Annotated in this window: 26 protein-coding genes and 1 pseudogene; 15 read left to right on the top strand and 12 right to left on the bottom strand. The window is 62.7% G+C overall.

Annotation, left to right across the window (positions count from 1 at the left end):
* The first annotated feature begins 180 nt into the window (after positions 1-180).
* A complete protein-coding gene (locus NKJ72_RS01030; RefSeq protein ID WP_352475456.1) occupies positions 181-369 on the top strand; it encodes a hypothetical protein in 189 nt (62 codons plus the stop codon).
* 10 nt (positions 370-379) lie between these two features.
* A complete protein-coding gene (locus NKJ72_RS01025; RefSeq protein ID WP_352475455.1) occupies positions 380-994 on the top strand; it encodes a Fic family protein in 615 nt (204 codons plus the stop codon).
* 18 nt (positions 995-1,012) lie between these two features.
* Here NKJ72_RS01025 and NKJ72_RS01020 read toward each other — a convergent pair whose 3' ends face one another.
* Positions 1,013-1,870, bottom strand: a complete 858-nt coding sequence (locus tag NKJ72_RS01020) for an EamA family transporter (protein WP_352475454.1) — start codon at positions 1,868-1,870, stop codon at positions 1,013-1,015.
* On the bottom strand, positions 1,867-2,481 hold the full coding sequence (locus tag NKJ72_RS01015; RefSeq protein WP_352475453.1) for a nitroreductase family protein: 615 nt from the start codon (positions 2,479-2,481) through the stop codon (positions 1,867-1,869). Before NKJ72_RS01015 ends, NKJ72_RS01020 begins: the two co-directional genes overlap by 4 nt.
* Positions 2,482-2,590: 109 nt before the next feature.
* Between NKJ72_RS01015 and NKJ72_RS01010 the strand changes: the two genes are divergently transcribed.
* Both NKJ72_RS01010 and NKJ72_RS01005 read left to right on the top strand, forming a co-directional pair.
* Positions 2,591-3,592, top strand: a complete 1,002-nt coding sequence (locus NKJ72_RS01010) for a LysR family transcriptional regulator (RefSeq protein WP_352475452.1) — start codon at positions 2,591-2,593, stop codon at positions 3,590-3,592.
* Positions 3,593-3,622: 30 nt separating this feature from the next.
* Positions 3,623-4,396: a FadR/GntR family transcriptional regulator gene (locus NKJ72_RS01005; RefSeq protein WP_352475451.1), complete on the top strand. Its 774-nt coding sequence runs from the start codon at positions 3,623-3,625 to the stop codon at positions 4,394-4,396.
* A 26-nt stretch (positions 4,397-4,422) separates the two neighbouring features.
* Here the strand turns inward: NKJ72_RS01005 and NKJ72_RS01000 are convergent, their stop codons facing one another.
* From NKJ72_RS01000 to NKJ72_RS00980, 5 genes are all read right to left on the bottom strand, one after another.
* Positions 4,423-5,529 (bottom strand): Gfo/Idh/MocA family protein, encoded by a 1,107-nt coding sequence (locus tag NKJ72_RS01000; RefSeq protein ID WP_352475450.1) that lies wholly within the window; start codon positions 5,527-5,529, stop codon positions 4,423-4,425.
* A 31-nt stretch (positions 5,530-5,560) separates the two neighbouring features.
* The gene (locus NKJ72_RS00995; protein WP_352475449.1) at positions 5,561-6,379 is read right to left on the bottom strand and encodes an ATP-binding cassette domain-containing protein; all 819 of its coding nucleotides are present in this window, start codon (positions 6,377-6,379) and stop codon (positions 5,561-5,563) included.
* Positions 6,376-7,491: an ABC transporter permease gene (locus NKJ72_RS00990; protein WP_352475726.1), complete on the bottom strand. Its 1,116-nt coding sequence runs from the start codon at positions 7,489-7,491 to the stop codon at positions 6,376-6,378. The genes NKJ72_RS00995 and NKJ72_RS00990 overlap by 4 nt, the downstream gene beginning before the upstream one ends.
* Before the next feature lie 205 nt (positions 7,492-7,696).
* On the bottom strand, positions 7,697-8,665 hold the full coding sequence (locus tag NKJ72_RS00985; RefSeq protein WP_352475448.1) for a rhizopine catabolism ABC transporter substrate-binding protein: 969 nt from the start codon (positions 8,663-8,665) through the stop codon (positions 7,697-7,699).
* A 66-nt stretch (positions 8,666-8,731) separates the two neighbouring features.
* Entirely contained in the window at positions 8,732-9,706 is a 975-nt protein-coding gene (locus NKJ72_RS00980; protein WP_352475447.1) for a polysaccharide deacetylase family protein, read from the bottom strand.
* A gap of 347 nt (positions 9,707-10,053) precedes the next feature.
* Between NKJ72_RS00980 and NKJ72_RS00975 the strand changes: the two genes are divergently transcribed.
* Both NKJ72_RS00975 and NKJ72_RS00970 read left to right on the top strand, forming a co-directional pair.
* On the top strand, positions 10,054-11,298 hold the full coding sequence (locus tag NKJ72_RS00975) for a DegT/DnrJ/EryC1/StrS family aminotransferase (RefSeq protein ID WP_352475446.1): 1,245 nt from the start codon (positions 10,054-10,056) through the stop codon (positions 11,296-11,298).
* 169 nt (positions 11,299-11,467) lie between these two features.
* Entirely contained in the window at positions 11,468-11,911 is a 444-nt protein-coding gene (locus tag NKJ72_RS00970) for an SRPBCC family protein (RefSeq protein WP_023675820.1), read from the top strand.
* 31 nt (positions 11,912-11,942) lie between these two features.
* Here the strand turns inward: NKJ72_RS00970 and NKJ72_RS00965 are convergent, their stop codons facing one another.
* The 4 genes from NKJ72_RS00965 to iolE all read right to left on the bottom strand — a co-directional run bounded on the left by NKJ72_RS00965 (position 11,943) and on the right by iolE (position 15,288).
* Positions 11,943-12,308, bottom strand: a complete 366-nt coding sequence (locus NKJ72_RS00965; protein WP_352475445.1) for a GFA family protein — start codon at positions 12,306-12,308, stop codon at positions 11,943-11,945.
* Positions 12,309-12,498: 190 nt separating this feature from the next.
* Positions 12,499-13,965, bottom strand: a complete 1,467-nt coding sequence (gene mocR, locus NKJ72_RS00960) for a rhizopine catabolism transcriptional regulator MocR (protein ID WP_352475444.1) — start codon at positions 13,963-13,965, stop codon at positions 12,499-12,501.
* 4 nt (positions 13,966-13,969) lie between these two features.
* Entirely contained in the window at positions 13,970-14,176 is a 207-nt protein-coding gene (locus NKJ72_RS00955; protein WP_023721239.1) for a LacI family DNA-binding transcriptional regulator, read from the bottom strand.
* A gap of 200 nt (positions 14,177-14,376) precedes the next feature.
* Positions 14,377-15,288: a myo-inosose-2 dehydratase gene (gene iolE / locus NKJ72_RS00950; protein WP_352475443.1), complete on the bottom strand. Its 912-nt coding sequence runs from the start codon at positions 15,286-15,288 to the stop codon at positions 14,377-14,379.
* Between the two features lie 386 nt (positions 15,289-15,674).
* Here iolE and NKJ72_RS00945 point away from each other — a divergent pair, with 386 nt between their 5' ends.
* From NKJ72_RS00945 to NKJ72_RS00935, 3 genes and pseudogenes are all read left to right on the top strand, one after another.
* A complete protein-coding gene (locus tag NKJ72_RS00945) occupies positions 15,675-16,154 on the top strand; it encodes a hypothetical protein (protein ID WP_352475442.1) in 480 nt (159 codons plus the stop codon).
* Positions 16,155-16,176: 22 nt separating this feature from the next.
* Positions 16,177-16,794 (top strand): annotated as a pseudogene (locus NKJ72_RS00940) (IS5 family transposase); the annotation flags it as partial.
* Positions 16,795-16,849: 55 nt separating this feature from the next.
* Positions 16,850-17,026, top strand: a complete 177-nt coding sequence (locus NKJ72_RS00935) for a hypothetical protein (protein WP_352475441.1) — start codon at positions 16,850-16,852, stop codon at positions 17,024-17,026.
* A gap of 85 nt (positions 17,027-17,111) precedes the next feature.
* On the opposite strand, the gene NKJ72_RS00930 is transcribed toward NKJ72_RS00935, so the two are convergent.
* A complete protein-coding gene (locus tag NKJ72_RS00930; RefSeq protein ID WP_352475440.1) occupies positions 17,112-17,399 on the bottom strand; it encodes a DUF3175 domain-containing protein in 288 nt (95 codons plus the stop codon).
* 176 nt (positions 17,400-17,575) lie between these two features.
* Here NKJ72_RS00930 and NKJ72_RS00925 point away from each other — a divergent pair, with 176 nt between their 5' ends.
* From NKJ72_RS00925 to NKJ72_RS00900, 6 genes are all read left to right on the top strand, one after another.
* The gene (locus NKJ72_RS00925) at positions 17,576-18,808 is read left to right on the top strand and encodes an MFS transporter (RefSeq protein ID WP_352475439.1); all 1,233 of its coding nucleotides are present in this window, start codon (positions 17,576-17,578) and stop codon (positions 18,806-18,808) included.
* Between the two features lie 171 nt (positions 18,809-18,979).
* Positions 18,980-20,008: an HTH-type transcriptional regulator GntR gene (gene gntR / locus NKJ72_RS00920; protein ID WP_254819076.1), complete on the top strand. Its 1,029-nt coding sequence runs from the start codon at positions 18,980-18,982 to the stop codon at positions 20,006-20,008.
* A gap of 296 nt (positions 20,009-20,304) precedes the next feature.
* Complete coding sequence (locus NKJ72_RS00915) at positions 20,305-21,429, top strand: sugar ABC transporter substrate-binding protein (protein ID WP_352475438.1); 1,125 nt, start codon at positions 20,305-20,307, stop codon at positions 21,427-21,429.
* 80 nt (positions 21,430-21,509) lie between these two features.
* Positions 21,510-23,051: a sugar ABC transporter ATP-binding protein gene (locus NKJ72_RS00910; protein ID WP_352475437.1), complete on the top strand. Its 1,542-nt coding sequence runs from the start codon at positions 21,510-21,512 to the stop codon at positions 23,049-23,051.
* Positions 23,048-24,028, top strand: a complete 981-nt coding sequence (locus tag NKJ72_RS00905; protein ID WP_352475436.1) for an ABC transporter permease — start codon at positions 23,048-23,050, stop codon at positions 24,026-24,028. Before NKJ72_RS00910 ends, NKJ72_RS00905 begins: the two co-directional genes overlap by 4 nt.
* A complete protein-coding gene (locus tag NKJ72_RS00900) occupies positions 24,025-25,011 on the top strand; it encodes an ABC transporter permease (protein WP_254819072.1) in 987 nt (328 codons plus the stop codon). The genes NKJ72_RS00905 and NKJ72_RS00900 overlap by 4 nt, the downstream gene beginning before the upstream one ends.
* Positions 25,012-25,023 lie beyond the last annotated feature (12 nt).

The following is a 25,023-nucleotide window of genomic DNA, read 5'->3' as shown; positions in this document are numbered from 1 at the left end:
CAATCCGCCGACACAAGGTGGCGGCCTAGGCGGTAGTGCCTCAGTTTCACGCGCCCCGACCAGCGATGGCACCGAAGGCGGGAAAGCGCGGGCCATACAAAGCGTACCGGTGGCGATTAGCGCATTGGCAACCTCTTGCGTACGCACTATGTTCTAGTGACAAATCAGCAGGAGGCACGAATGGGCGACCACAACCTTTCTAGACTCGTTGAGCTAGCAAAGGGCGTTCACATGAACGACGAGCAGCGCAACGAACAGCGCAACAGCTTCGTGTACGGAAACACGAAGATCGAAAATAGCAATGTGACGCGTGAACTGGTGGAAGAAATCTCACATCGTGTGCCGAGAGAAGCTGTCCACGGCCGGTAGAGAGTAAAGCGTGGCGGTCGATCACAACACACGGCTTGAGATTGAAAATGGATTTCGCCAGTACGACCTAACGCTAGATGTCATTCGTTACTATTTGGAACCCGATCGGCCGTTCGCCCTTCGGGTTCCTTTAATTTTGGACCTGCAGCGAGAGGCTGTTCAGGGAATAGAAGCCGAGCCCGGGGAAATACGCAAAAACCCCGCCGGTATCCACAAGAGTAAGCACTCGCCGCCGCCGCCTCATTTGGTGACAACGCACCTAACCGAATTTTGTGATTACATAAACGACAATTGGCACGAGCGAACTGCGTTTTATCTATCAGCGTATGCCATGTGGCGGCTGAATTGGATTCACCCGTTTGCTGACGGAAATGGCCGCACCTCTCGAGCATTATCCTACTTATTGTTGAGCACTAAATTGGGTTACGTGTTGCCGGGGTCCCCAACAATCCCTCAACAAATCGAGACCGATAATAGCCATTACATTGAGGCTCTCGAAATGGCCGATGAGGCTGCTAGCAATGGTGAAGAGGACATCAGTGAGATGGAGAATATGATTCGCGCAATGCTCGCGAAACAGCTCATTTCCGTCATCGACCAAGCCGGCGGCCAAATTTCAAACTGACCAACTTCCCGCTCAGGCTCAAGCCTCGTTCCGATTGGGCCGTTGAGCCAGCCAGATGCTGCCGATGACGAAAACGACGCCGGCGATTTGAGGCAAGGTCAGCGTCTGATCCAGGAATACCCATCCAAGCAGCACGGCGGTCACCGGGCTGAGGAAAAGCAGCGATGACACCACTGCGGATTCTAGTCGCGCAATGCCCCGGAACCAGAGGACATAGGTCAGCGCCGCACCGATCAGCCCGAGCCACGCCAGTCCAAGCAGGTTGGCGCCGGTCGGGAGCGGGATGGACGATTCGAAAAGCAGAGCCACTGGAACGAGAAGCAGACCGCCGGCGGTCAGCTGCCATGCCGTGAAGGTAAGCAGCGATACTGGCGGTTGCCACTTACGCGACAATACGCTTCCGAAGGCCATGGAGGCCGCCCCGGCGACGCCGGCGGCAACGCCGGCCGCATCGAGCGTCGCGTTCGGGGTCAGCACCAGCAACGCGACACCTGCGATCCCGACAAGGGCGGCGACGATCGCCAACGGCCGGACAGGGCTGCCAAGCATGGCAGCGGCAAGGAAAATCACAATTAACGGCTGGACCGACAGCACCGTCGCGGCGACCCCGCCCGGAAGCCGGTAGGCGGCGACAAACAACAGGCTCAGGAAGATCGAGATGTTGAGGGCTCCGAGCAGGAAACTGCGTAGCCACCAGATGCCCGTCGGCAGTTGCCGAACGATCGCGAGCAGCAGCAATCCGGCGGGCAAGGCTCGCAGCATTGCAACCGTCATCGGCGAAAAGTTCGGCAGGAACTGCGTGGTGACGATGTAGGTGCTGCCCCATATTGCGGGTGCAATGGCTGTAAGCAACAGATCGGAACGGTGCGTTTTCATAAGATTTCCAGTACTTCGGCAAGGGGGCGACGCGGCTTTTGCGGCCAGTTTCCGGGCGCGGCGCGGCCGACTGCGATGAGCATCACCGGCACTTCATTGCGCCCAAGGCCAAACTCGCGCGCCACGCCTTCGGCATCGAAGCCGGCCATCGGACCGGAGACGAGCCCCAGCGCTTCGGCCGCGAAAATCAGCGTTGCAGCGCCGAGCGTTGCCGAGCGCACCGCCTCGTCGCGGGCCGCTAGAGGATCGGCATATTGGGCGCGGGCGCCCTCCCGCCAGCCCGAAGCCATATCCGCCGGCATGAAGCCGGCTTCGACGAAAGGACGCAGCCTGGCATTGAGGGCAGCGTGGTCGGGCAGTACGCCGCAGACGATGAAGGTGACCGCTGCTTCCTGCACCTTGGCCTGGCCATGGGCCACGCTGCGCAACCGCGCCTTTGCTTCCGGCGTCCGCACGGCGATGAACCGCCAATTCTGAAGGTTGTAGGCGCTTGGCGCGCGCGTTGCGAGGCGTGCCAGTTCCTCGACCTCGGCATCCGTCAATGCGTGCGAGGCATCGAACCGATTGGCCGACATGCGCCGCTCGATCAGGGAGATTGTGGGGTTGGTCATCATGTCGTTCCGAATTGAGCAAGCCGTTCGGATAGCAGATAGAGAATTTACCAACGAGCGATAATACGCGATAATTGAAAGACATTGTTTACTAGAAGAGAATGATGAGATGGATCGCCTGACGGCGTTGCAGGTTTTCCGCCATGTGGCGGAACTGAACAGCTTTGCCGAAGCCGGACGGCGGCTCGGTCTCTCTCCTCCTGCGGTCAGCAAGAACATCGCCGAATTGGAGGCGCATCTGGGGGTGCGGCTTATCAACCGGACAACGCGGCGCATGGCCCTGACCGAAGAAGGCAGAATCTATCTGGAGCATGTCACGCAGGGGCTCGATGCGCTGGCCAGGGCCGACCAGGTCCTCGGCCCGGTCAAGACGGCGCCGAGCGGCACGTTGCGGGTCAGCGCGCCGATGACTGTCACATTGACGCGGCTTTCGGCTGCCATCCCCGCGTTTCTATCGCGCTATCCCGATTTGAAACTCGATCTGCATCTTGACGACAGGCGCGTCGATATCGTGCGGGAGGGATTTGACCTGGCCATTCGCGGCAGCGACAATCTCGAGGATTCCAGCCTGGTCGCGAGAAAGCTTGCGGTCATGCCGCACGTGCTTTGCGCGGCTCCGTCCTATTTCGAGGAGCATGGCCGGCCCAAGACGCCTGCCGATTTGAAGGCGGCCAATTGCATCCGGTTCAGCCTCTCGGGGCATGCGGACATATGGGAATTCCGCAAGGACGGCCGCGCCGAGCGGGTCGCCATCGACGGACGATATACGGTCTCGTCAAGCCTTGCCGTGCGCGATGCGCTGCGCGCCGGCTTCGGCGTCAGCCTGATCCCCTATCCCTATGTCGAGAGCGACCTGAAAGCAGGCCGGCTGCAATCGGCTCTGGATGACTGGGAAAAGGTCGAAACCACGCTCTACGCGGTCTATCCGGCACGGCAGCATCTTGCCCCGAAAATCCGCGCCTTCCTTGATTTCCTGATCGAGGAATTCAATCGGAACCAAGAGAAGCCGTTTGTGCCGCTCCGGCGTGAGCGCTCGGCAAAGCGCGGTGTCGGGGAGGGGACTGAGGCGGAAAACCAAACTGAGATATTGCCGTCGATTTCATCTCCTTGACACGCCTCCAAATCCGGACTTTGTGGAGCTATGCAGGACGCGAAGCCGAACAAGGGAAAGACAGCGGCCGAGGCGTTCGCCGAACGCACGAGCGGTATTCGCCGGGCCGATGCGGCGCGCATGCCGGGGTCGAGCGTTCACGCGTCGCTCGCCAACGAGATCGGGCTGAGGATCGTGCGCGGCGACTATCCGCCGGGAACCATCCTGCCCAACGAGGCCAAATGGTCCGAGACCTTCGACGTCAGCCGCTCGGCGGTGCGCGAAGCCATAAAAATGCTGATGGCCAAGAGCCTGCTTGCCTCGCGCCCGAAGATCGGCAGCTGGGTCGAGCCGAAGGAGCGCTGGAACTTGCTCGATCGCGACGTGCTGGCCTGGTACGCGACCTCGCCGGATCGCGAGGTGTTCCTCAGGACCGTGCAGGAATTCCGCCACATCATCGAGCCGGAGGCCAGCGCCTTTGCCGCGATGCGGCGCACCGACGAGCAGATGGCCGAGATCAGCCAGGCCTGCCGCGAGATGGGCGAGGCGACCAATCTGCAGGAGCGAACGCGCGCCGACACGCGGTTCCACCTCGCCATCCTGCGGGCCTCGGGCAACGATCTGCTGGTGCCGCTCGGCGTGCTGATCGAATCGGCATTCGATCATCTATTTGCTTATACTACGCGGGAACTCGACGATTTGCAGCATGCGCAGAGGCTGCATGAGGCGATCGAGAAGAGCATCCGCCTGCAGCGGCCGGACGCGGCGCGCAATGCGGTGCGCAAGCTGCTGGCCAATACCGACAGCGTCATCAAGTCCAGGTAGCGGCCGTTCAGCTACAGATTGAGCGCTCAGTCGAAGGGTTCGGTCGCCAGATGCTGCCACGTCAGGCCGAGGAGCAGCTCCTGGTCGCGGGCGGCGTGTTCGGGCGGGTTGACGACGGGGTCGCCATTGACGATGGCCGCCCAGAAGCCACGCATCTCCTCGACGAAGGCTTCTGCGTAGCCGGCGCGCAAATCACGCTTCGACAGTATGTGACCGTCCGAGGTCGTCACCGTCAGCCGGGTCGGATGATGGTTGAGCCAGGGCGAGGGGAATTCGAGCTCGAGGCTGGCATCGTCGAAGAACAGCGTGATCCGCTCCTTGTAGTCGGCAAGCTTGGGCACGGTGAGATGGGTCATGGTCCACAGCGCCTGCCCGTCCAGCAACTTGACGGCGCCCTGGCCGCCGTCGCCATTGGCAAAGATCTGCGCGCCGACGACCTCGCCGTCCGGCACGCCGAGCGCGTCGAGCAGGCCGTGGACGGCGTTGACGTCGTGAATCAAGGCCGAGCTGTAAGCGCCGATAAATCCACGGAAAGCGAGCTTGGTCACGGGGACATCGATGGCGTATTCGACCTGGCGCTTCTGCTTGGCGGCGACAGCGGCGATCAGGTCGTTGGGGATATCGGTGCCGCGCCTGTAGGGCTGGTGGGTGATGAACGGCCAGGCGTCGGGATCGTTCACTTCCACCGAGACCGCGCGCAGCGTGTTTGATGTTCCAGGCAGCGAAGCGAGCGCCAGCCGGTAGCTCGGATCGAAGCGCTTCATATAGCCGACCTGAACGATTTTCCTGGCGGCGTCGCACGCGGCGATGATCTCGGCGATTTCCGCCAGCGAATAGCAAAGCGGCTTTTCGCAAAAGACATGCAGGCCAACCGCCAGCGCCGCCAGCACCTGTTCGTGATGTAGCGGGTCCGGCGAGCCGATCACCACCGCGTCGAGGCGTTGGTCGAAGAGCTGGTCGATCGTTTCGAAATTGGCAATGCCATGGGTGTCGGTGACGAACTGCCGCGAAATCCTCGAGGGATCGGCGACCCCGACGACCTCGAACAATTCACCAAGGCGCAGCAGATTGGGAATATGCTCGACCTGCGAGATCATGCCGGCGCCGACGACCCCGACGCGTAACCTGCTCATGCCATCATCCCCGCGATGTCCTGATGTAGGCTCAAGGCGCCGCGGGCGGCCGGTTGCCGATCTGGGCCAGCAGGCCGGCAATCTCCGCCTCGACCGCCTTCAGATCCTCGCCGCCCGACATGATCGAGATGACCTCGTCGCGCGAAATCTCCGACTTGGCGTAGGTACCGCGATTGCGGCCGCGGTTGAGCAGGGTGAAGGTGTCGCCGACCGGATAGGCATGGTGGATGTTGTGGCTGATGAAAATGACGGCCAGGCCCCGCATGCGCGCTTCGATGATGAATTTCAGCACCATCGCCGCCTGGTGGACGCCGAGTGCGGAGGTCGGCTCGTCGAGGATCAGCACGCGCGCACCAAAATGCACGGCGCGGGCGATCGCCACCGACTGGCGCTCGCCGCCCGACAGCGTGCCGACGGCTTGCGTCGGATCGCGCACGTCGATGCCGATATCGGCCATCGCCTGCCTGGCGATGGTGTTGGCGCGCTCCTTGTCGATGCGCGAGAAGGGCAGGCTGCTTTTGGTCGGCTCGCGGCCGAGGAAGAAGTTACGGGTGATCGACATCAGCGAGATCATGCCGAGGTCCTGGAACACCGTTGCCACGCCGAGTTCCTGCGCGTCGCGCGGGCTGCGGAAAGTGACCGGCTTGCCGTCGACCAGGATTTCGCCCTTGGTCGGCCGATAGACGCCGGACAGAACCTTGATCAGTGTCGACTTGCCGGCGCCGTTGTCGCCGAGCAGGCAGTGGACCTCGCCCGGATAGACCTTGATGTCGATGTCCTGGAGGGCGCGCACCGAACCGAAATTGACGCTGACGCCGCGCAGTTCCATTGCTGGCGCTGGCTCGGTCATTTGCCACCTCCGCGGCCGAGCGCCTTCAGCCTGATGTAGTTGTTGACCAGCACGGCCATCAGGATGACGATGCCGAGGAAGACCTTGAACCAGTCAGTGTCGATGCCGGTGTAGAAGATGCCCATCTGCACCAGCCCGAAGATCAGCGCGCCGAACAGCACGCCATAGACGGTGCCGTAGCCGCCGGTGAGCAGCACGCCGCCGATGACGGCGGCGATGATCGCCTCGAATTCCTTGAGCAGGCCGCGCGTGGTGTCGGCGGAGCCCGCCTCCATCACCTGGATGGTGGCAAGCAGCGTCGCCGCGCAGGCGGTGTAGATGAACAGGCTGATCTTGACGCGATCGACCGGCACGCCGACGTTGCGGGCGGCGATCAGGTCGCCGCCCGTGGCGAAAATCCAGTTGCCGTACTTCGTCTGGGTGAGCACGTAGCCGGCCAGCGCCGTCAGGCCGAGCCACCAGACGATCGACATCGGAATGCCGGCGACGAAGGGAATGCCGTCGCTGCGGGTGGCGATCCAGCCTTGCGCGCCCATCCAGTGGAAAAGGCCGGTGAGCAGATGGCCGTTGAAAATGCCGGCCGTCGCCGGATCCGGTGCGCCCTCGAGTATGTAGGGGATCTGGGTGCGGCCGGTGACGGCGCGGGTGATGCCGATCGACAGTCCGCGCAGGATATAGAGCGTGGCGAGCGTGACGATGAAGGAGGGCAGGCGCGTCTTCACCACGATCAGGCCATTGAGATAGCCGGTGAGGATGGCGACGGCGAGGGCGCAGGCGATGCCGCCCCATAGCGGCAGTCCCCAGTACTTCACCGTCAGCCCGATGACGACACCGGCGAAGCCGACCATGGAGCCGACCGAAAGATCGAACTCGCCGGCGATGATGAGGAGTGCTGCCGCGGTGGCGACGATGCCGAGCTCCGCCGACAGCGTCAGGAAGGTCATTGACCCCTGCAGCGAATAGAGGTTCGCCGCGCCCGGCAGCAGCGCAAAGATGATGATCGTCGCAAGCAGCCCACCGGCGGCACCGGCTTCCGGCCGGCGCAGCCACTGGGTCAGCTTGCCGGTGCTGGCCAACCGTTCGTCGGCGCCGGCGGCCCGCTTCGACGTCATGCCGAAGCGGTCGGTCGCCTTCAGTTCACCCGGAGATATCGCCTTGTCTTCCACGACCGCCATTAGGCTCTCCAATCGCTCAAATCGCAATCTTCGAAGGAACGGGAGAGCGCTTGGCGCATTCTCCCGTTCCGCCGGAGCGCTGGCCTAAATTTTGATGCATGTCGTTACCGCAAAACCGCTGCACACTTTTGCGCGACATGCTTTAGCGGATGCCCTCTTTGGCGAGCGCCAGGATCGCCTTGGCTTTTTCCGGCGAGTCGATGAACAGCGGTCCGGTATAGGCGTTGTTCTGCGGCCAGAAGCCGTGCGTCGCCTGCTCGACCAGATAGATCACCGGCAGATAGCCCATCAGATATTGCTGGGCGTCCATGCCGAAGCCCATTTCGCCGGCGACGACAGAGTCGAGAACCTCCGGGCTGATGTCGAAGGTATAGAGCTTGAGCTTGCCGAACAGTTCCTTGTCGCGGAACATCGGGATCAGCGGGTTGGCGGCAGTGGCGCCAAGCGCGAAGACGGCCTGCGTGTCGGGATGTGCCGACAGATAGGCTTCCGTGCGGCGCTGGATGTCCGCGGGATCGGGCGCTACGGCCAGGACCTCGGTGCCGCCGCCGGATGGCTTCAGCCCGTCATTGAGGCCCTGGCAGCGCTGGTCGAGGCTGACATTGCCGACCTCGTGATTGATGCAAAGGACCTTCAGGGTGCCTTCCTTGGCCAGCCGCTCGCCGGCCTTCTTGCCGGAATCATATTCGGAAACGGTGCCGACATAGAGCGTCGTGCCGAGCTCGGCGCCTTCCTTTTCGCCGGAATCCAGAACCACCATGGGAATATTGGCGGCAAGCCCGGATTTGACCGATTTGCCGAGTGCATTGGCGTCGGCGATGGAGACGGCGATGCCGTCCGGCTTGGTGGCAATGGCGGCGTCGAGAAGCCGGGCCTGCTCGACCACGTCGAAGACCTGCGGCGCGTAATATTCGACCTTGGCGCCGGTGAGGGCGGCCGCGTCATCGACGCCGCGCTTGACCACCGACCAATAGGGATCGGACGCCGACCCGTGCACCACGAAGGTGATGCGGACGTCCTTCGGATCCTTGAGGCCCGCGGCATACGCAATGCCAGTCATCAGGCCCGCCGAGAGGAAGGCGCCCAATGCCGCTTTCAGAAGAGTTTTCATCTTGTTCTCCCATTTGTCGTTGCAGTTCCAATCCCTCTGGCGCCGTTTCCGGCCGCGACGATCGGCTCACGTCGCGGATCGGGTGGCCGCTTTGCGGGCCTTTGCCGACGCCAATCGCTGTTCGCCCGCGTTGCTGCCGCGGGCCGTTGTCGATGATCGGCCGGCCGAGAGCGTGGCGCGAAGCTCCTCGCGCAGGGCCTTCATGCCGATGATGTCGATCGGCTGTGCGGCGAGCCAGTCGCGAAAGCCCTGGCCGCGGAACAGCTCGTACTCTTCGGTGCGGATATAGGCTGAGCGCGGCTCGATCAGCTCGAGTTCACCGGGCGCGTTGCAATGCAGGCAAAAGAAGGTCAGGCCCTCGCGCACACCCTCGATGAGCGCTTTGTAAGCGGGCTCGATCGGCCTGGAACGCGGCCGGCCCCAGGTCGTCTGGATCGCGGCGTCGAAAATGGCAAAGCCGCCAGCGCGGGCCAGCGCCACGCCGCGCTGGAACGCCTCCTCGGTAACGCCGACCAGATTGTCGTTGGGGGAATAGGCGGACAGCGTCTTGGTCAGCAGCACGGGCAGTTGATATTCCAGCCCGAGCTTGATGTAGATGTCGCAAAATTCCGGCGACAATGCCGCGCCCATATGCGCGTCGAGATGGGTAACGTCGATGCCGGCGCGATAGGCGGTGTCGATCTGGGCGCGAAGCTCGGCCTCGACCGCCTGCGGCACCGCCTTGCGGCGCGTGGTCGCCACATCGGGCCAGAAGAAGCCGAACTCGTCGGTCAGGCCGGCCGCTCGCGACGGCGCGGTCAAGGGCCGCCATTTGTAATGCTGCTTCTCGCTGTTCAGCGTCAGGTGGACGCCAAGGTCAAGGCAGGGGTTGGCGGCGGCGCCTTCGGCCATTTCGAGGAACCAGGGGCACGGCACCATCACCGCGCCGGAACTGCAGACACCCAGCCCGCTCAATTCGAGAAAGGCGCTGTTGGCGCCGTGGCACATGCCGACATCGTCCTCGTGGAGCACGATCCGTTTGCTGGAGCCGGCGGCGTTCACGAATGGCCGCCTTCCCGCCGGCATACCGGTTTCGGGGGTCTTCCAAAGTGTGTCCCGTATTTCATGGAACCAACCGTTTGCCCAAATGGCCGGAATGGAACGCCGAAACCCGGCTTTCCGACAGGGCCACTTTGGCGAATTCGGATGGATACGATTTGCCTGCCGGCTGCGACACTTAGCTGCCGATTTCCCCAATCAGGGTTCAAAACCACTCATAGGAACCGTCGTCCGGGCGCAGATGGCTTGGTCGAATAGCGGCGGAGTGGTTCTTTCAAACTGTGCCGACAAGCCTACAGCTGTCCACACCATCAAGCGACCCACATTACCAAGTGACTTGGAGGCCTGTCATGTACACCGCCGGCGAAGAGGAAATCGAAGCCATTGCCAGGGTGATCCGCTCGGGCGCGCTGTTTCGTTACGGCAAGGACAGCGAATGCGACCGCTTCGAGGCCCGCTATGCGCAGCATCTTGGCGTCGAGCATTTCGCGCTGGCCGCCAGCGGCACCTATGGGCTCGCCGCCGGCCTGATCGGCCTCGGAATCGGCCCGGGGGACGAAGTGCTGGTGCCTGCGCACACCTATATGGCGACCGCGACCGCGGTGCTTTCGGTCGGGGCCATTCCCGTCATCGTCGACATCGACGAGAGCCTGACCATCGATCCCATCGCCTTGCGGGACGCCATCGGGCCGCGCACCAGGGCGGTCATCCCGGTGCATATGTGGGGCGCGGCCTGCAACATGAATGCGATCATGGACATTGCTGCCAAGCGCGGTCTGCTGGTGCTGGAGGATGTCTGCCAAGGCATCGGCGGTGGCTATGAGGGCCGCAGGCTCGGCTCGATCGGCCATGCCGGCGCCTATTCCTTCAACTACTTCAAGAACATGACCTCGGGCGAGGGCGGCGGTATCGCCACCAGCGATCCGAAAGTGGCTGAGCGTGCGCGCTGCGCCATCGACCCTTGCCATTTCTACTGGCAGGGCAGAAGCGACAGCATCAAACCCTTCGCCGGCATCGGCGCGCGTGCTTCCGAACTGATGGGGGCGATGCTCAACGTCCAGCTCGACCGGCTGGACGGCATCATCGAGGCGATGCGGGCCGAGAAGAAGACGGTGCTGGCCGGTACCCGCCACCTTAGCAATCTTGGGCTGACGCCGTCGCCGATGAACAGCGCGGACGACGACTGCGCCGCACAGGTGATGTACCTGCTGCCGAGCGAGCAGGCGGCGCAGACCTTTTCGAAGACCATTCCGAGCGTCGTTGCCGGCAAGACCGGCCGTCACAATTTCACCCAGTGGGACCAGGTGCTGATGCATGAAGGGGCGCATCATCCGGCGCTCAATCCTTACGCACTGCCCGAGAACCAGGGCCTGCGGCTGGATTATTCCGACGACCTCGGCAAGCGCTCGCTCGACATCCTCAACCGCACCGTGATGGTCGCCATGAACCCAGCGCACAGCGATAGCGACATTCAGGACATGATCCACAACATCGACGCGGCGGCGCGGGTGGCCCTGGAGAATGCTTCGCTCGATGATATCGAATTGCGCAAGGCGGCACCGGTTGATCTGCAGAAGTTCGACAGTGTGAACTAGACCAGATCCGGCGCGGTTTGCTACCCTGCGGTCGAATTCTTTGTCCGGTGGCCGGGAGAGGATTCCGGCCGGCATAACCGGTTGTCAAAAAATCCGCGGGTCCGTGTCGGATAGGCCGGGCTCCGCTCGTCCTAGGGGGCATCGATCACCAACACGGAGGATTAACGATATGCCCGGCACCGTACGGCTGCACCGCGTTCTGACAACAAGCCCGGAGAAAGTCTACCGCGCGTTCCTCGAAGCGGATGCACTTGCGAAATGGCTTCCGCCGAACGGCTTCACCTGCACGGTTCATCACTTCGAGGCAAAAGTCGGCGGTACGTTCAAAATGTCCTTCCGCAACTTCACCACCGGCGACAGCCATTCGTTCGGCGGCGAATATGTCGAGCTCGTGCCCAACGAGCAACTGCGTTACACCGACCGGTTCGACGACCCCAACCTGGCCGGCGAGATCGAGGTGACCGTGACATTGAAGAAAGTGTCGGTCGGCACCGAAGTGAATATCACGCAGGCAGGTATTCCAGACGCCATCCCGGTCGAGGCCTGCTATCTCGGCTGGCAGGAGTCGCTGCGAAATCTGGCGAAGCTCGTTGAACCCGAGATCAACCAGTAGGATAAAGCGCTGCCCTGGCGGGTTGGCGTCGCTAACCGGAAACCCAGGGATGGCGCCGTTCTTCCCACCCAGCATGCGCCGGAGCCGGAAAGGCGGGATCGGCGAAGCAGCCGACCGCGACGGCGATCCATTCAGGCTTTCGCTCGGGCTCCCAGAAGACGCTCGAGCCGCAGCCCGGGCAGAAATGGAAAGTGACGTGATGGCCGCTCCGAGCCGATCGCCTGTAGGTGCTGGCGTCGCCTTCGGCTTCTACCTTGTCGCGCGCAAAGAAGGCTGCGACGCCGTACGTGCTGCCGGTTCGCTTCTGGCAGTCGAGGCAGTGGCACTGTGCAACCAGTTGCGGCTCTCCGTTACAGGAGATCCTCAGTTGCCCGCAGGCACAGGATGCGGTTCTCATGGCAATCCTCATGGTTCAGATGAAAGCGCCGCCGGGCCATAGCGGCGGTGGCATGCTTCAGGTTTTCGGGGAGTTTCGGCCTTGCGAGTGGCTCCTTGCGCGAACGCGGCGAAGGACCAGGACCGATGCCGCATTTCTAATCGCCTCGGGCGACTGTTGCAACCGCGGTGAACGAGATGACGCGCTTGCTCTAGCTTCTGTCCAACCTTAGGAACGCGGCGCGCAGCGCCAGCACGGCGCGCAGGATCTGGCGTTCGTCCATCGCCGCATAGCCGAGCAGCAGGCCGTGCTCGGGTTCAGTAGAGTGGTAGTTGATGGAGATGCCCTGGACGTCGAGCCCCTCCTTGAGGGCGGCGGCAACCACGTCACTGTCCTTGTAGGGCCTGACGAAGCTCGCCAGCAGCTGCATGCCGGAATCGTTTTCCGTCACGGTCAGCCATTCGGCCAGATGCTCCTGGCACAGCTTGACGAAGTTCGCCTGCCGACGCGCGTAGAGCCGGCGCATGCGCTTGAGGTGTGTGGCGAAATAGCCCTGCGTGATGAAGTCGTTGACCGTTGCCTGCAGGATCAGCGGCGCGAACTGGCCGGTGATGCTCACTGCCCGATCGAACGGCACCGACAGTTCGCGCGGCACGATCAGATAGCCGATGCGCAGCGCCGGGATCAGCGTCTTGCCGAAGCTGCCGATGTAGACGACGCGGTCGGCGTGGTCGAGCCCGCGCAGGGCCGGCACCGGCCGGCCGCGGAACCGGTATTCGCCGTCATAGTCATCCTCGACGATCCAGGCGCGGTTGCGCTCGGCAATGTCGAGCAGTTGCAGGCGCTCCTCGATGCGCATGATGGTGCCGAACGGCCATTGGCAGGATGGCGTCACATAGATCAGCCGCGGCGGCGGCAGCTCCGGATCGGCAAGATGCCAGCCGCGCCGGTCGACCTTCAATGGTGCTAATTTGGCGCCGCTGGCAAGAAAGGCGCTTTTGGCGCCGAGATAGCCGGGCTCCTCCATCCAGACATGGTCGCCTTCGTCCATCAGCACGCGCGAGACGAGATCGAGCGCTGCTTGCGCACCGGTGACGATGATCACCTGGTCGGCGGTGCAGCTGATGCCGCGCGACAGGCCGATGGTCGAGGCAATGGCCTGACGCAGGCCGGGGTGGCCGGCAAAGGAGAGATAACCAAGCAGGCTCTCGTCGCGGCTGCGTGCATTGCGCACCAGAAGGCTTGACCAGATGGTGAACGGAAACGATGCCGTTTCGGGCACGCCGGGATGGAAATTGATGACGCCGGCATTGCGCGGCGGTTGCGGGCCGTTGACGATGGTCTGGCCACGCCGCGACAGCTTTTGCGGCGCTGCCAGTCCGGCGCGCAGGGATGCTAACGGGCGGTTCTGCTGGATCGGCGCCACCCAGGTGCCCGATCCGGCACGCGCCTCGATAAAACCTTCGGCAAGGAGCTGGTCATAGGCGGCGATGACCGTGTTGCGCCCGACCTTCAGATCTTCGGCCAGCGAGCGCGTCGACGGCAGCAGCGTGTTCTGTGGGATCTGGCCGTCAAGGATGAAGCGTCGCAGGGCGCCGTAGATCTGACGATGCATCGGTTCTTCCGAAGCGCGGTCGACCGACATGATGTCGAGGGAAAGGCGCATGTGGTCGGCCACGGCACTATCCCCCGACGAACCGGGCAGCGCGGGCGATCTTTTCCTCGTTGAGCCGACAGACGGTATCAAGCACCAGTCGCCTGGTTTCGGGGTGGACCTCGCGGCTGTTCTTCAGCGCGCGATGCACGGTGGCGGCGCCAAGTTCCGCCTTCTCGGCAATCTCCCGGATGGTGCAAAGCCGTTCCATGCCAAGCGCAGCTTCGAAAGCCATGTCGCTCCTCCTCGGTTGCATCAAGACACGGCCTCCGGCCGGCCTCAAGCTTGAAAGTCGGGGTTTGAAATCCAGAGCCGGGATTCCGCGATCCGCGCCGCACAGGGAGCAAGACGGCGCGGATCGCCGGGCGCTTTCGCGTCGCTAACCCCATCGAGGCGCGCGCCCATTATGTTCCTCCGGCTCGCAATGCGGTCCGGTCAGTCTGCCTGCCGCGTCGCCACTTCGAAGCCGGCTTCGCGGGCGGTGGCGAGCAGCGAGACATAGCCTTTGCTGGCATAGGTCAGCGGATGCGCCTTGGCCGGATCCTGCTCGGCTTCGACAACGATCCAACCTTCATAGCCGCGCGCGGCGAGGGGTTTAAGCAACGACAGGAAATCGACCGAGCCGTCGCCGGGCACGGTAAAAATGCCGTCCATTACCGCCGCCATGAAGCTCATGTCCTCGCGGCGTGCCCGTTCCAGCACCGCCCTGCGAACATCCTTGCAATGGAAATGCACGATACGGTCGAGATGCCGTCGCAGCAGCGATTGCGGGTCGCCGCCCGAAAACAGGCAGTGGCCGGTATCGAACAACAGGCCAACGCATCGGCCCGTCGCCGCCATCAGCCTGTCGACTTCATCGTCCGTCTCGACAATGGTGCCCATGTGGTGGTGGAAGGCCATGCCGACCCCGAATGCGGCCATGCGGTCGGCGAGGGCGGTAAGTTTCTCGCCATAGGACGGCCAGTCGCTGTCGGCGAGGCGCGGACGCTCGGAGATCGGTGCGAAAATACCGTCATGGCGACCACGCGAGGTGTCGGCATAGACGACGATCCTGGCGCCGAGATCGCGCAGCAGCTTCAGATGCGGAGTGATCGCCGCGAATTCCTCGTCGACCGTGCGGTCGAGAATGCGGCCATCATACCAGCCGGAGACGAGTTCCAGGCCATAGGAACACAGGAGCGGCCCAAGCACTTCGGCCTGGCGCGGAAATTTGCCGCCGAGCTCGGTGCCGCGGTAGCCGGCCTGCGCCGTTTCCGACAGGCAGGTCTCCAGGGGCGTATTCCCGCCAAGCGCCGGAACGTCGTCATTGCTCCAGGTGATGGGATTGATGCCGATCTTGACCGTCATGGCGCCAGACCTTTGCGGGCTTGGGAATACAAGCCGAGCCTGCAGACTGGCGGCAAGGAGGACCCGTCACTAGGTCCAGTTCAGCCGAATTTGGCAGAACCAGTCGATGGTGGTCGATCCTGGTGGTGAAAGTCTGATGGTAACGATAACAGCCGCTCTGGGTGGAAGGCCGACATAGGCGGTGGATTAGGCCGTAAACTCATAAAGGCGGAATGACTGGGATGGGTGGAAAGCGGCCTACTTGCGAACCCGTATCTACGTCGTTTCAAATCAAGATTTAAGGGGTTCTAGGCAGTGGTTTTAACAGGAATAGCCTAAAAAACTCGTCATAGCTCAGCCAAAAAAGGTGTGATTTGTTCAAGGGGGCAGCCCGGGTTTTAGTAATATTGGCGCTTACAACAGGGGCAGTCGGGGCCTCAGTCAAACCGAAAGATGGCCCGCCCGAGATTTGGACGGTCAAGGGTGAGTGCAAGCGTCTTATCGTCCGAAACGAGAAGCTGACCTCCAGCTGCACCGGTGAAGTCACGCGGACCAAATTCTCCGATGGAACGATCACTTTCAGCTTTTCGGACGGAATGAACTGGTTAATTTTCCGTACAAAAGAGGCGTCAGCCCGGCTTTGGCAAAATTACAAGACTATCCTTGCTGTTGACGGTGTAGCGTTCGGTGCAATCGGAAGCGAGCCCGGCTTTATCGCCAAGGTAGCCGGAGCCTCATGCAGCTATGGCGCACCATACCTTCGGCAGGCAGATGTGAATTGCACAGCGCTTGTCAACTTCGAGATGTGGGCTGTAATTATCGAAACGGACGGGCATCTTCCCGTGCCGGACAGCGAATACATTCCGCCGACGCTATCCGCACCGTGATTGACAGCCCGCGCCGACAGTGACCACCTGTTACAATCGCTTCGTCCGATGGCGGAAAGCAGGTGTGTGAGACCGCCTCATGGACGCAATCACCAAAGCCCATGACGGCAAGGTGCAGATGATCGACACCTCTATTGTTCGCGTCCATCAGCAGGGCGCGAAAGGGGGTCGAGATTATTGTCTCAGTCGTTCCCGAGGCGGGCTGACAGCCAAAATCCATGCTCTTGTCGACGCCAAAGGCATGCCGATCAAACTGATGCACACGGCAGGTCAGATGAGTGACATTGCCTCAGCAGCGGACCTGATCACGAATTTGCCGGAGGGTGCCATGCTGCTCGCCGACAAGGGCTATGATGCCAACGCCTTGCGTAATGCGGTCAGCGAGCGAAAAGGCATGGGGGCCAACATCCTGCCCAAGGCCAACCGCAAGGGCCCGATCTGCTTCAGCCCCTTCCTGTATAAGGCCCGCAACTTAGTTGAGCGCTTCTTCAACAAAGCGAAGCAATTCCGCCGCTTCGCAACCCGCTACGACAAGCTGGCTGAGAACTATCTTACCGCGCTCAAACTCGTCGCAATCCGCCTCTGGCTACGCAGTAATGAGTCCACGCCCCAGAGCGCTGCGTGCCGCACACGAAGGTAACCATCGACAGATGCCCACCATTTGCTAAAGTGCTCGCCTTGGAGTGGAGACCGGTATGTATCTCTTTTTTCTGTCGGCCCTTGTGGGAGTTATCTTCTGCTCGGTCGGACTGGTTATGATTGTAAGAAGCCATGGAAATAAAAACGACCGCAGCATTCTACGCTCGTCTTATTGGTTTGCTGCAGCAGCGGCAATTGTATTAATAGGCGCGATCTCTTTTATTGCGGTGTGACTTCGTTCGCTGTAGATGCGCCGAGTTCCGCTTCGGGTCGGTTCCCCGCCATTCCCAACGGATACCAAGCGTCAGATTTTCACTACTAGTCCTCCTTTGAGCGGCCAAAAAGGACGCGGAGTTCATCTTTAGCGTCCTCCAGCACTTTCTTCTGCGCCGCCGGCAGGTTCTTGCCGGCGCGGTTGATGTAGAAATTCAGCATCGACATGGCCGATTGAAACGGCCCTGCCTTGCGTCGGTCGCTGCGCTCGGCCGACCGCTTCAGCGAGGCGGCGATCTTCCTTGGATCGTGCGATTCGAAGATGTGTTCCTCGAGGTCCAGCGCGTCGCTATGCTCGGTGACGTCGGCGGACCATTTCCGTTGCGCGGTCATGGCAAACTCCTTCAACTAGGTCGTTGCCGGGAAAACGCCCCATGGTGGGCCGCTGTTCCACTTCGGCCCGAAATCCCTGGAGCCACGGATTTGCCCATCGTGGCGCTGCTCGGCGACGCGAATGCGCCGATAGTGGTCTGAACCGCCGATTAAAGAACTGCGGACAGGAAACGCTCTTGACCCCAATCGTCTCAAGCCAGGCAGGAAGTTCCGGCATCGACAGTGCCTATGCCTGGATACGTCTCGGCATCTCGATGCTGCTGGCAACGATCGGCGGGGTCGGCATGTGGGCGGTGGTCGTGGTGCTGCCCGCCGTGCAGGCAGAATTCGGCGTCGATCGCGCCGCTGCCTCGATGCCCTACACGGCGACGATGGTAGGCTTTGCCGCCGGCAATGTGCTGGTCGGCCGCGCCATCGACCGCATGGGGTATTGGGTGCCGGCGCTGATTGCCGCGATTACACTTGGCGCCGGTTTCCTGTTGGCGTCGCTGACCAGTTCGATCCTGCAGTTCACCCTCGTCCAGGGCCTGTTGATCGGCGTCGGCTCGTCGGCAATCTTCGGGCCGCTGATTGCCGACATCTCGCACTGGTTCAACCGGCGCCGCGGCGTTGCGGTGACGGCTGCCGCGTCCGGCAACTATCTCGCCGGAGCGATCTGGCCGACGGCGATGCCCTATGTCATGGAGACGCAAGGCTGGCGCTTCACCTATGCCGCGATCGGCGCCGTCTGCCTGGTTACCATGGTGCCGCTGATCCTGCTGCTCCGGCGCGGCGCACCGCCCCAGGCGGCTCCGGGATCGCCGGGGAGCCGCGTGGTGCAGCCGATCTCACTGTCGCCGGCGGCCTTGCAGGCACTGCTCATCGTCGCCGGGCTCGGCTGCTGCGTGGCGATGTCGATGCCGCAAGTCCATATCGTCGCCTATTGCATGGATCTCGGCTACGGCGTGGCACATGGCGCCGATATGCTGTCGATCATGCTGGCGGCGGGCGTCGTCAGCCGGCTAGGCTCGGGCTTCCTTGCCGATCGCATCGGTGGCGTGAAAACCCTGCTGATCGGCTCGGTGCTGCAATGCCTGTCGCTGTTGTTCTATATCCCGTTCGACGGGCTTGCCTCGCTCTATGTCGTCTCGCTGGTCTTCGGCCTGTCGCAGGGCGGCATCGTGCCCTGTTATGCGATCATCGTGCGCGAATATATGCCAGCCAAAGAGGCTGGCCAGCGCGTCGGCATCGTCATGATGGCGACCATTTTCGGCATGGCGATCGGCGGCTGGATGTCGGGCTGGATCTATGATTTGACCGGTTCCTATGCCGCCGCGTTCCTCAACGGCATTGCCTGGAACCTGCTGAACATTTTGGCCATGGTGCTGCTGCTGTGGAAGGCCCGGCGCAGCGCTGCTGTGACGGCCTGAAGCACAGCGGTACGGGTACAGCCTCTCCGTCCGTCGCTTGACAATAGCCGAAGGCTGCGCGACGCCAGACAGGTGTGGCAACGGGCCAGGTTGGCAGGCAGCAGTGGCAAAGACGCTGAACATCGTCTCACGGTCGCATCTGGGCGGTTGCCCGGCCTCGGGACCAATGCGGTGATCAAGCCGCGCTCGCGCCGCGGCGGCGGCCGCCCGACCATCGCCGACGTCGCGCGCAAGGCCGGGGTCGGCGCCATTACCGTATCGCGCGCCTTGCGTGAGCCGGGGCGTGTCTCGGAAGATCTGCGCCGCCAGATCGAGTCCGCCGTGAATGAGCTCGGCTATGTGCCCGACCCGAATGCGCGGGCGCTGGCTTCGGCGCGCGCCGAGGTCTTTGGCGTTCTGGTGCCGTCGCTTACCAACAACGTCTTTGCCGAAGTGGTGCGCGGCATCTACGACAGCCTGTCGGACGGCCCTTTCCGGATCCAGCTCGGCAACACTCACTATTCCGGCCTCGAGGAAGAGCGGCTGCTGCAGGTGTTTGGCCCGCAACGCCCGGCGGCGCTGATCGTGGCCGGCATCGACCAGACGCCGGCGTCGCGAAAACTGCTGGAAACGGCAGGCTGTCCGGTGGTGCAGGTGATGGAGACCGGGCCCGATCCGGTAGACATGATGGTCGGTTTCTCACATTTCGAGGGCGGCAAGGCGGCAGCCGAACATCTGATCGAGGCAGGCTATCGGCGGATCGGCTTCATCGGGGCGCGCATGGATCCGCGTTCGCAGCGGCGCTTGGCCGGCTATCGCGCGGCGATGGAGGCGGCCGGCCTGTTCGATGCGCGGCTTACCACCACCACGCCGGTGCCCTCCAGCGTCACCCTCGGCCGCGAATTGTTCCGCGACGCGCTGGCCAAGGTGCCGAGCCTGGACGGCGTATTCTGCAACAATGACGACATAGCCCTCGGGGTGCTGTTCGAATGCCATCGCGCTTCGATCGCCGTGCCGAAGACGATCGGCATCGTCGGCTTCAACGATCTCGACATGATGGAAGTGGCGTTTCCGTCGGTCACCAGCGTTCGGACCTATCGTTACGAGATCGGCCGGCGGGCTGTCGCCATGGCGCTTGCGGCGATCGAGGGCAACAGGCCGGAGTCGCGCGTTGTCGATCTCGGCTTCGAACTCAAGCGACGTGAAAGCACGGCGCGCTGAAGCGAGCTTCAACGCAATGGCGCTTTACACTACGTCATGGTAGCGCTACCAGTTATCGCCGGGTGGTACATCGCTCAGAAGATGGGAGGCTGTTTATTATACATAAGCGACAGCTCATGCTTGTTTATTATGTATAATATGATAGTTTTTGCGGGACTAGCCGGGCAACAAAGGAGGGGATCGGGTCGGCATTCGGCCACCTGAACGCACAGCGGATACGGCGGGAGGTGCCGGACCGGAAAAGCGCAATTTCATCGACGTAAGAACAAACAAAACTGCAAATGGGAGGAATATCGATGATCAAGTCACTCGTTGGCGGTATCGTTGCCGCCACTGCTTTTGTCATGCTGAGCTCGTCGGCGATCGCCGAGCCTGAAATCGTCAAGGGGCCATCGGCCGAGCCTGACTGCTTCGCGCCCTGGTCGGCCGATACGCAGTTCTTCAAGTTCCCCAAGAAAGGCGGCCCGTACCGCATCGCTCTGGCCAACGGCTATATCGCCAACACGTGGCGCATCCAGATGGTGCAGACGGCAAAAGCCTATGCAGCGCAGCCGGAGGTCGCGGCCAAGCTCAAGGAATTCAAGGTAGTCTCGACCGGCGAAGACGTGCCGGCCCAGATTTCGGCGATCAATAATTTCATCGATTCCGGCTATGATGCGATCGTCGTCAACGCCCAGAACCCGACCGCATTCGGCCCTGTGATCAAGCGGGCCAAGGAAGCCGGCGTGGTGCTGGTCGCTTTCGACAACATCCTCGACACCAAGGATGCCATCAACGTCAATGTGGACCAGAAGGGCCTTGGCGAATTGTGGGGCAACTGGCTGGTCAAGCACGTGCCGAACGGCGGCAAGGTGCTGGAAGTGCGTGGCGTAGCCGGCACGTCCGTCGATACCGACCGCCATAACGGCATCCACGAGGTTCTCGACACCTCCGGCAAGAAATGGGATGTCACCGAGGTCGTCGGCAAGTGGGATGACGGCGTTGCGCAAAAGGCTACGGCCGATGCCATTGCCACCAACGGCCCCTTCGACGGCATTACCGGACAGGGCGGCGATACCGGCATCGTGCAGGCGATGATCGATGCCAAGCATCCGTTCGTGCCGTTCGGCGGCGAGACGGAGAACGGCTTCCGCAAATTCTGCGCCAAGTTCGCCGCAGAAGGCCTGAAATGCTCGTCGGCCGGCACCGGCCCGGCTCAGGTGGCGGTTGCCATCAAGACGGCGATTGCAGCACTTGAAGGGCAGGTCGTGCCGCAATCGATCAAGCTGCCGCTGGCGATCGTCGAGGATCCGAACTTCAAGGAAGGCCAGGACTACTTCCCCGATCAATCCGACAATTTCTTCGTCGGCAATTCCTTCCCGACCTGCGGCATCAATTTCACGGCGCAGGAAATCATGGGCCAGAGCAAGGAAAACCAGTAAACTCCGACAGCCCGACGCCGCGGGCGATCCCGCGGCGCCGGCGCTCGACATCCTGATTGCCAAGCGCCTGGGGAGGGCCGATGGACGGTGCGGTTCCGCTCTTCCGCATGGAAGGCATATCCAAGCGCTATGGCGGCGTGCGCGCGCTGGAGAAGGCCGAACTGTCGGTCACTCCAGGCAGCATCCACGCCATCCTCGGCGAGAACGGCGCCGGCAAATCGACGCTGATCAAGGTCATGGCGGGTGTCGTCGCGCCCGACGAGGGCCGCATGATGCTGGACGGGAACGAAGTGAGCTTCGCTTCGCCGGCCGCTGCCAACCAGGCCGGCATCGTCTGCATCTTCCAGGAACTGTCGCTCGTCCCCGAACTCAGCGTTGCCGACAACGTCGTCATTTCCGATCCGCCGAAGCGTTTCGGCATGATCGACCGCAAGGCGCAGCGCCGCATCGCCGAAGAAGCGCTCGCTCGCGCCGGCGCTTCCGATATCCATCCGCTGGCGCTGGTCAAGGATCTTCCTCTTTCAAGAAGGCAGATGGTCGAGATCGCCAAGGCACTGGCGCGCAAGCCGCGTATCCTGATCCTTGACGAGGCGACCTCGGCGCTGACCGCGGCCGACGTCGCCAGGGTTTTCGCCGTGTTGAAGCGGCTGCGTTCGGAAGGGCTGGCGCTGCTCTACATCTCGCACCGCATGAACGAGATCGCCGAGCTGGCCGACCAGTGCACGGTGTTCCGCAATGGCCGCAATGTCGCCAGCTACGCGGCCGGCACCAAGAGCGACAACGAGGTCGTCGAACTGATGATCGGGCGCGAATACAGCCACATCTTTCCGCCCAAACCCGCGCGGGCGGCTGCCGCAGCCACGCCGGTTCTAGAGGCGCGCAGCCTGTCCTGGACGGATCGGCTGCACGATGTCTCGCTATCGGTCGGGGCGGGCGAGGTGGTCGGGCTCGGCGGCCTCGACGGCCAGGGCCAGCGCGAATTGCTGCTCGCCTTCTTCGGTGTGCTGCGTGGCCTGTCGGGCCAGATCCTGATCGACGGCACGCCGGTGGCGATCGCCAGTCCGGCCGCGGCGCGTGACGACCGGATCGGCATGGCGCTGATCCCGGAGGATCGCAAGACGGAAGGGTTGATGCTGCCGATGACGGTGCGCGAAAATCTCTCCTTCGCCGCCCTCGACCGGCTGTCCAGGGCCGGCATCATCGATCGCCCCGCCGAGCAGCGGCTGATCGACGACATGGTCGGTCTCCTGGCGATCAAGACGGCCGGCCTCGATATTCCGGTCGGCGCGCTATCCGGCGGCAACCAGCAGAAGGTCGTCATCGCCAAATGGCTGATGCGGCAGCCGCGCATCATCCTGCTCAACGACCCGACGCGCGGCATCGATGTCGGCACCAAGCAGGAGCTGTACCAGTTGATGCGCAAGCTTGCCGACCAGGGTGCGGCGATCCTGTTCTATTCGACCGACTATGACGAGCTGATCGGCTGCTGCGACCGAGTGCTGGTGCTCTATGACGGCGCGGTCAAGCGCGAACTGGTCGGCGCCGAAATCACCGAGAGGGCGCTGATTGCCAGCGCGCTCAACATTCACGAAGAGATGCCAAGGCAAGGAGCGGACGCGTGAAGGATTGGCGCTATTGGCTCGCCGAACAGCGCGGAACGCTGCTGGCGTTCGGCATCTTCGTTGTCATGTTCATCATTTACACCTCGAACCATCCGGCGGGCTTCACCGCCAATGTCGTGCAGACGGCGTCGAACAAGGGCGTGCTGCTCGCCTTCGTTGCGATGGCGCAGACGCTGGTGGTGATCACCGCCGGCATCGACCTCTCCGTCGGCATGATCTTCACCCTGACCAATTGCCTGGCCTCGTGGCTGGTCGTCGGCACCGGCCTCGAGACCGCCTTCGGCGTCATCGCCGTGCTCGGCACCGGGCTGCTGTGCGGGGCAATCAACGGCGCCATTGTCATCTATGGACGCCTGCAGCCGATCGTCGCCACCATTGCCACCGGTGCGGTCTATTTCGGCATCGCCCTGCTGCTTCGGCCGTTTCCGGGCGGCTCGGTCAATGAAGGGCTCGCCGATGCGCTGACCGGGCGCCTGTTTGGTATTGTGCCGGCGAGCCTGGTGACGCTGCTGGCGGTCGTGCTCGTTGTCTGGGTGCCGTTCAGCCGGTCGGTGCTCGGCCGCGCCGCTTATGCGGCCGGCTCCTCGGAGATGGCGGCCTACATGTCCGGCGTGCCGATCCGGCGTGGAAAGTTCGCCGCCTATACGCTTGCCGGGCTGCTGGCCGCGATCGGCGGGCTGTTCCTGACGTTCTTCACCTATACCGGCGATGCGGCCTATGCCAGCGGCAATGCCTATACGCTGTTTTCGATTGCCGCGGTCGTGCTCGGCGGCGTGTCGCTGTTCGGCGGTAAGGGCAGCGCCATCGGCGCGATCTTCGGCGCGCTTGCCTTCCGCACCATCGGCGACCTGCTGTTCGTCTTCGATTTCGATCCGCTCTGGCAGCCTCTATTCCAGGGCGTCATCCTGCTGATCGCGGTCAGCCTCGGCGCCTTCGCCCTGTTTCGGGTCCGCAACCGGCTGGAGTGGTTCCTGTGAGCGAAACGACTGTAAGCGGTCTCGCCGGCCGCATGCCGAAATTCCTCCGCCGCGCCGATCCGGCGGTGCTGACGGCGTTCGCTTGTATCGTGCTGCTGCTGTTCCTCGGCAGCCTCTATTCGCGCAGCTTCCTGTCGCCTGAATACCTTTTGCAGCAGCTCAAAGTGGCGTCGTTTCTCGGCGTCATCGCCACCGGCATGATGCTGGTCATCCTGCTCGGCCAGATCGACCTGTCGGTACCCTGGTCGGTGGCGGCCGGCGCGATGATGGCCTGCGCCGCGGCCGCTTATGGGCCGGTCGGTGTGGCGCTTGCCATTCCGTTCGGCATCTTCTGCGGTGTTCTGATCGGCGTCGTCAACGGCATCGGCGTCGCCTATCTGCGCATTCCCTCGATGATCATCACGCTTGCCACCAACGCCGTCGCGCAGGGGCTAATGGTGGTCTACACGGGCGGTTTCTCGCCGCAGGATTCGGCGACCGGTGCGATGCGCTATCTGGCGACCGGCTTTGCCGTTCCTGGCGTGCCTAACGCCGTTCTCATCTGGGCACTGATCGGCGCCGCAATGGTGTTCGTGCTGACCCGCACCGGCTTCGGCCGCACCGTCTATGGCATCGGCAACCGCGAGCGTGCCGCCTATCTTTCCGGCATCGACACAAGGCGCGTGGTGATGATCGCCTTTGCGGTTTCGGGCGGGCTCTCCGCCTTCGGCGGCGTGCTTTTGGCCGGCTATGCCTCCAAGGCGGCACAGTCGATGGGCGACGCCTATCTTCTGCCGTCGATAGCAGCGGTGGTGCTCGGCGGCACCTCGATCCTCGGTGGGCGCGGTTCCTATCTCGGCACCGTCGCCGGCGTGATCCTGATCACGCTTTTGCAATCCATTCTTTCCGTCATGCAGATGCCGGAGGCGGGACGGCAGATCATCTATGGCGTCGTCATCGTCGCCATGCTGCTGCTCTATGGCCGCGCGCCGGCAAGCCGCTGACCTGCATGACCG

It is taken from the genome of Mesorhizobium sp. M0045, from assembly GCF_040323385.1.
Taxonomy (GTDB): Bacteria; Pseudomonadota; Alphaproteobacteria; order Rhizobiales; family Rhizobiaceae; genus Mesorhizobium.
This window is presented reverse-complemented; position numbering and strand designations above follow the sequence as displayed.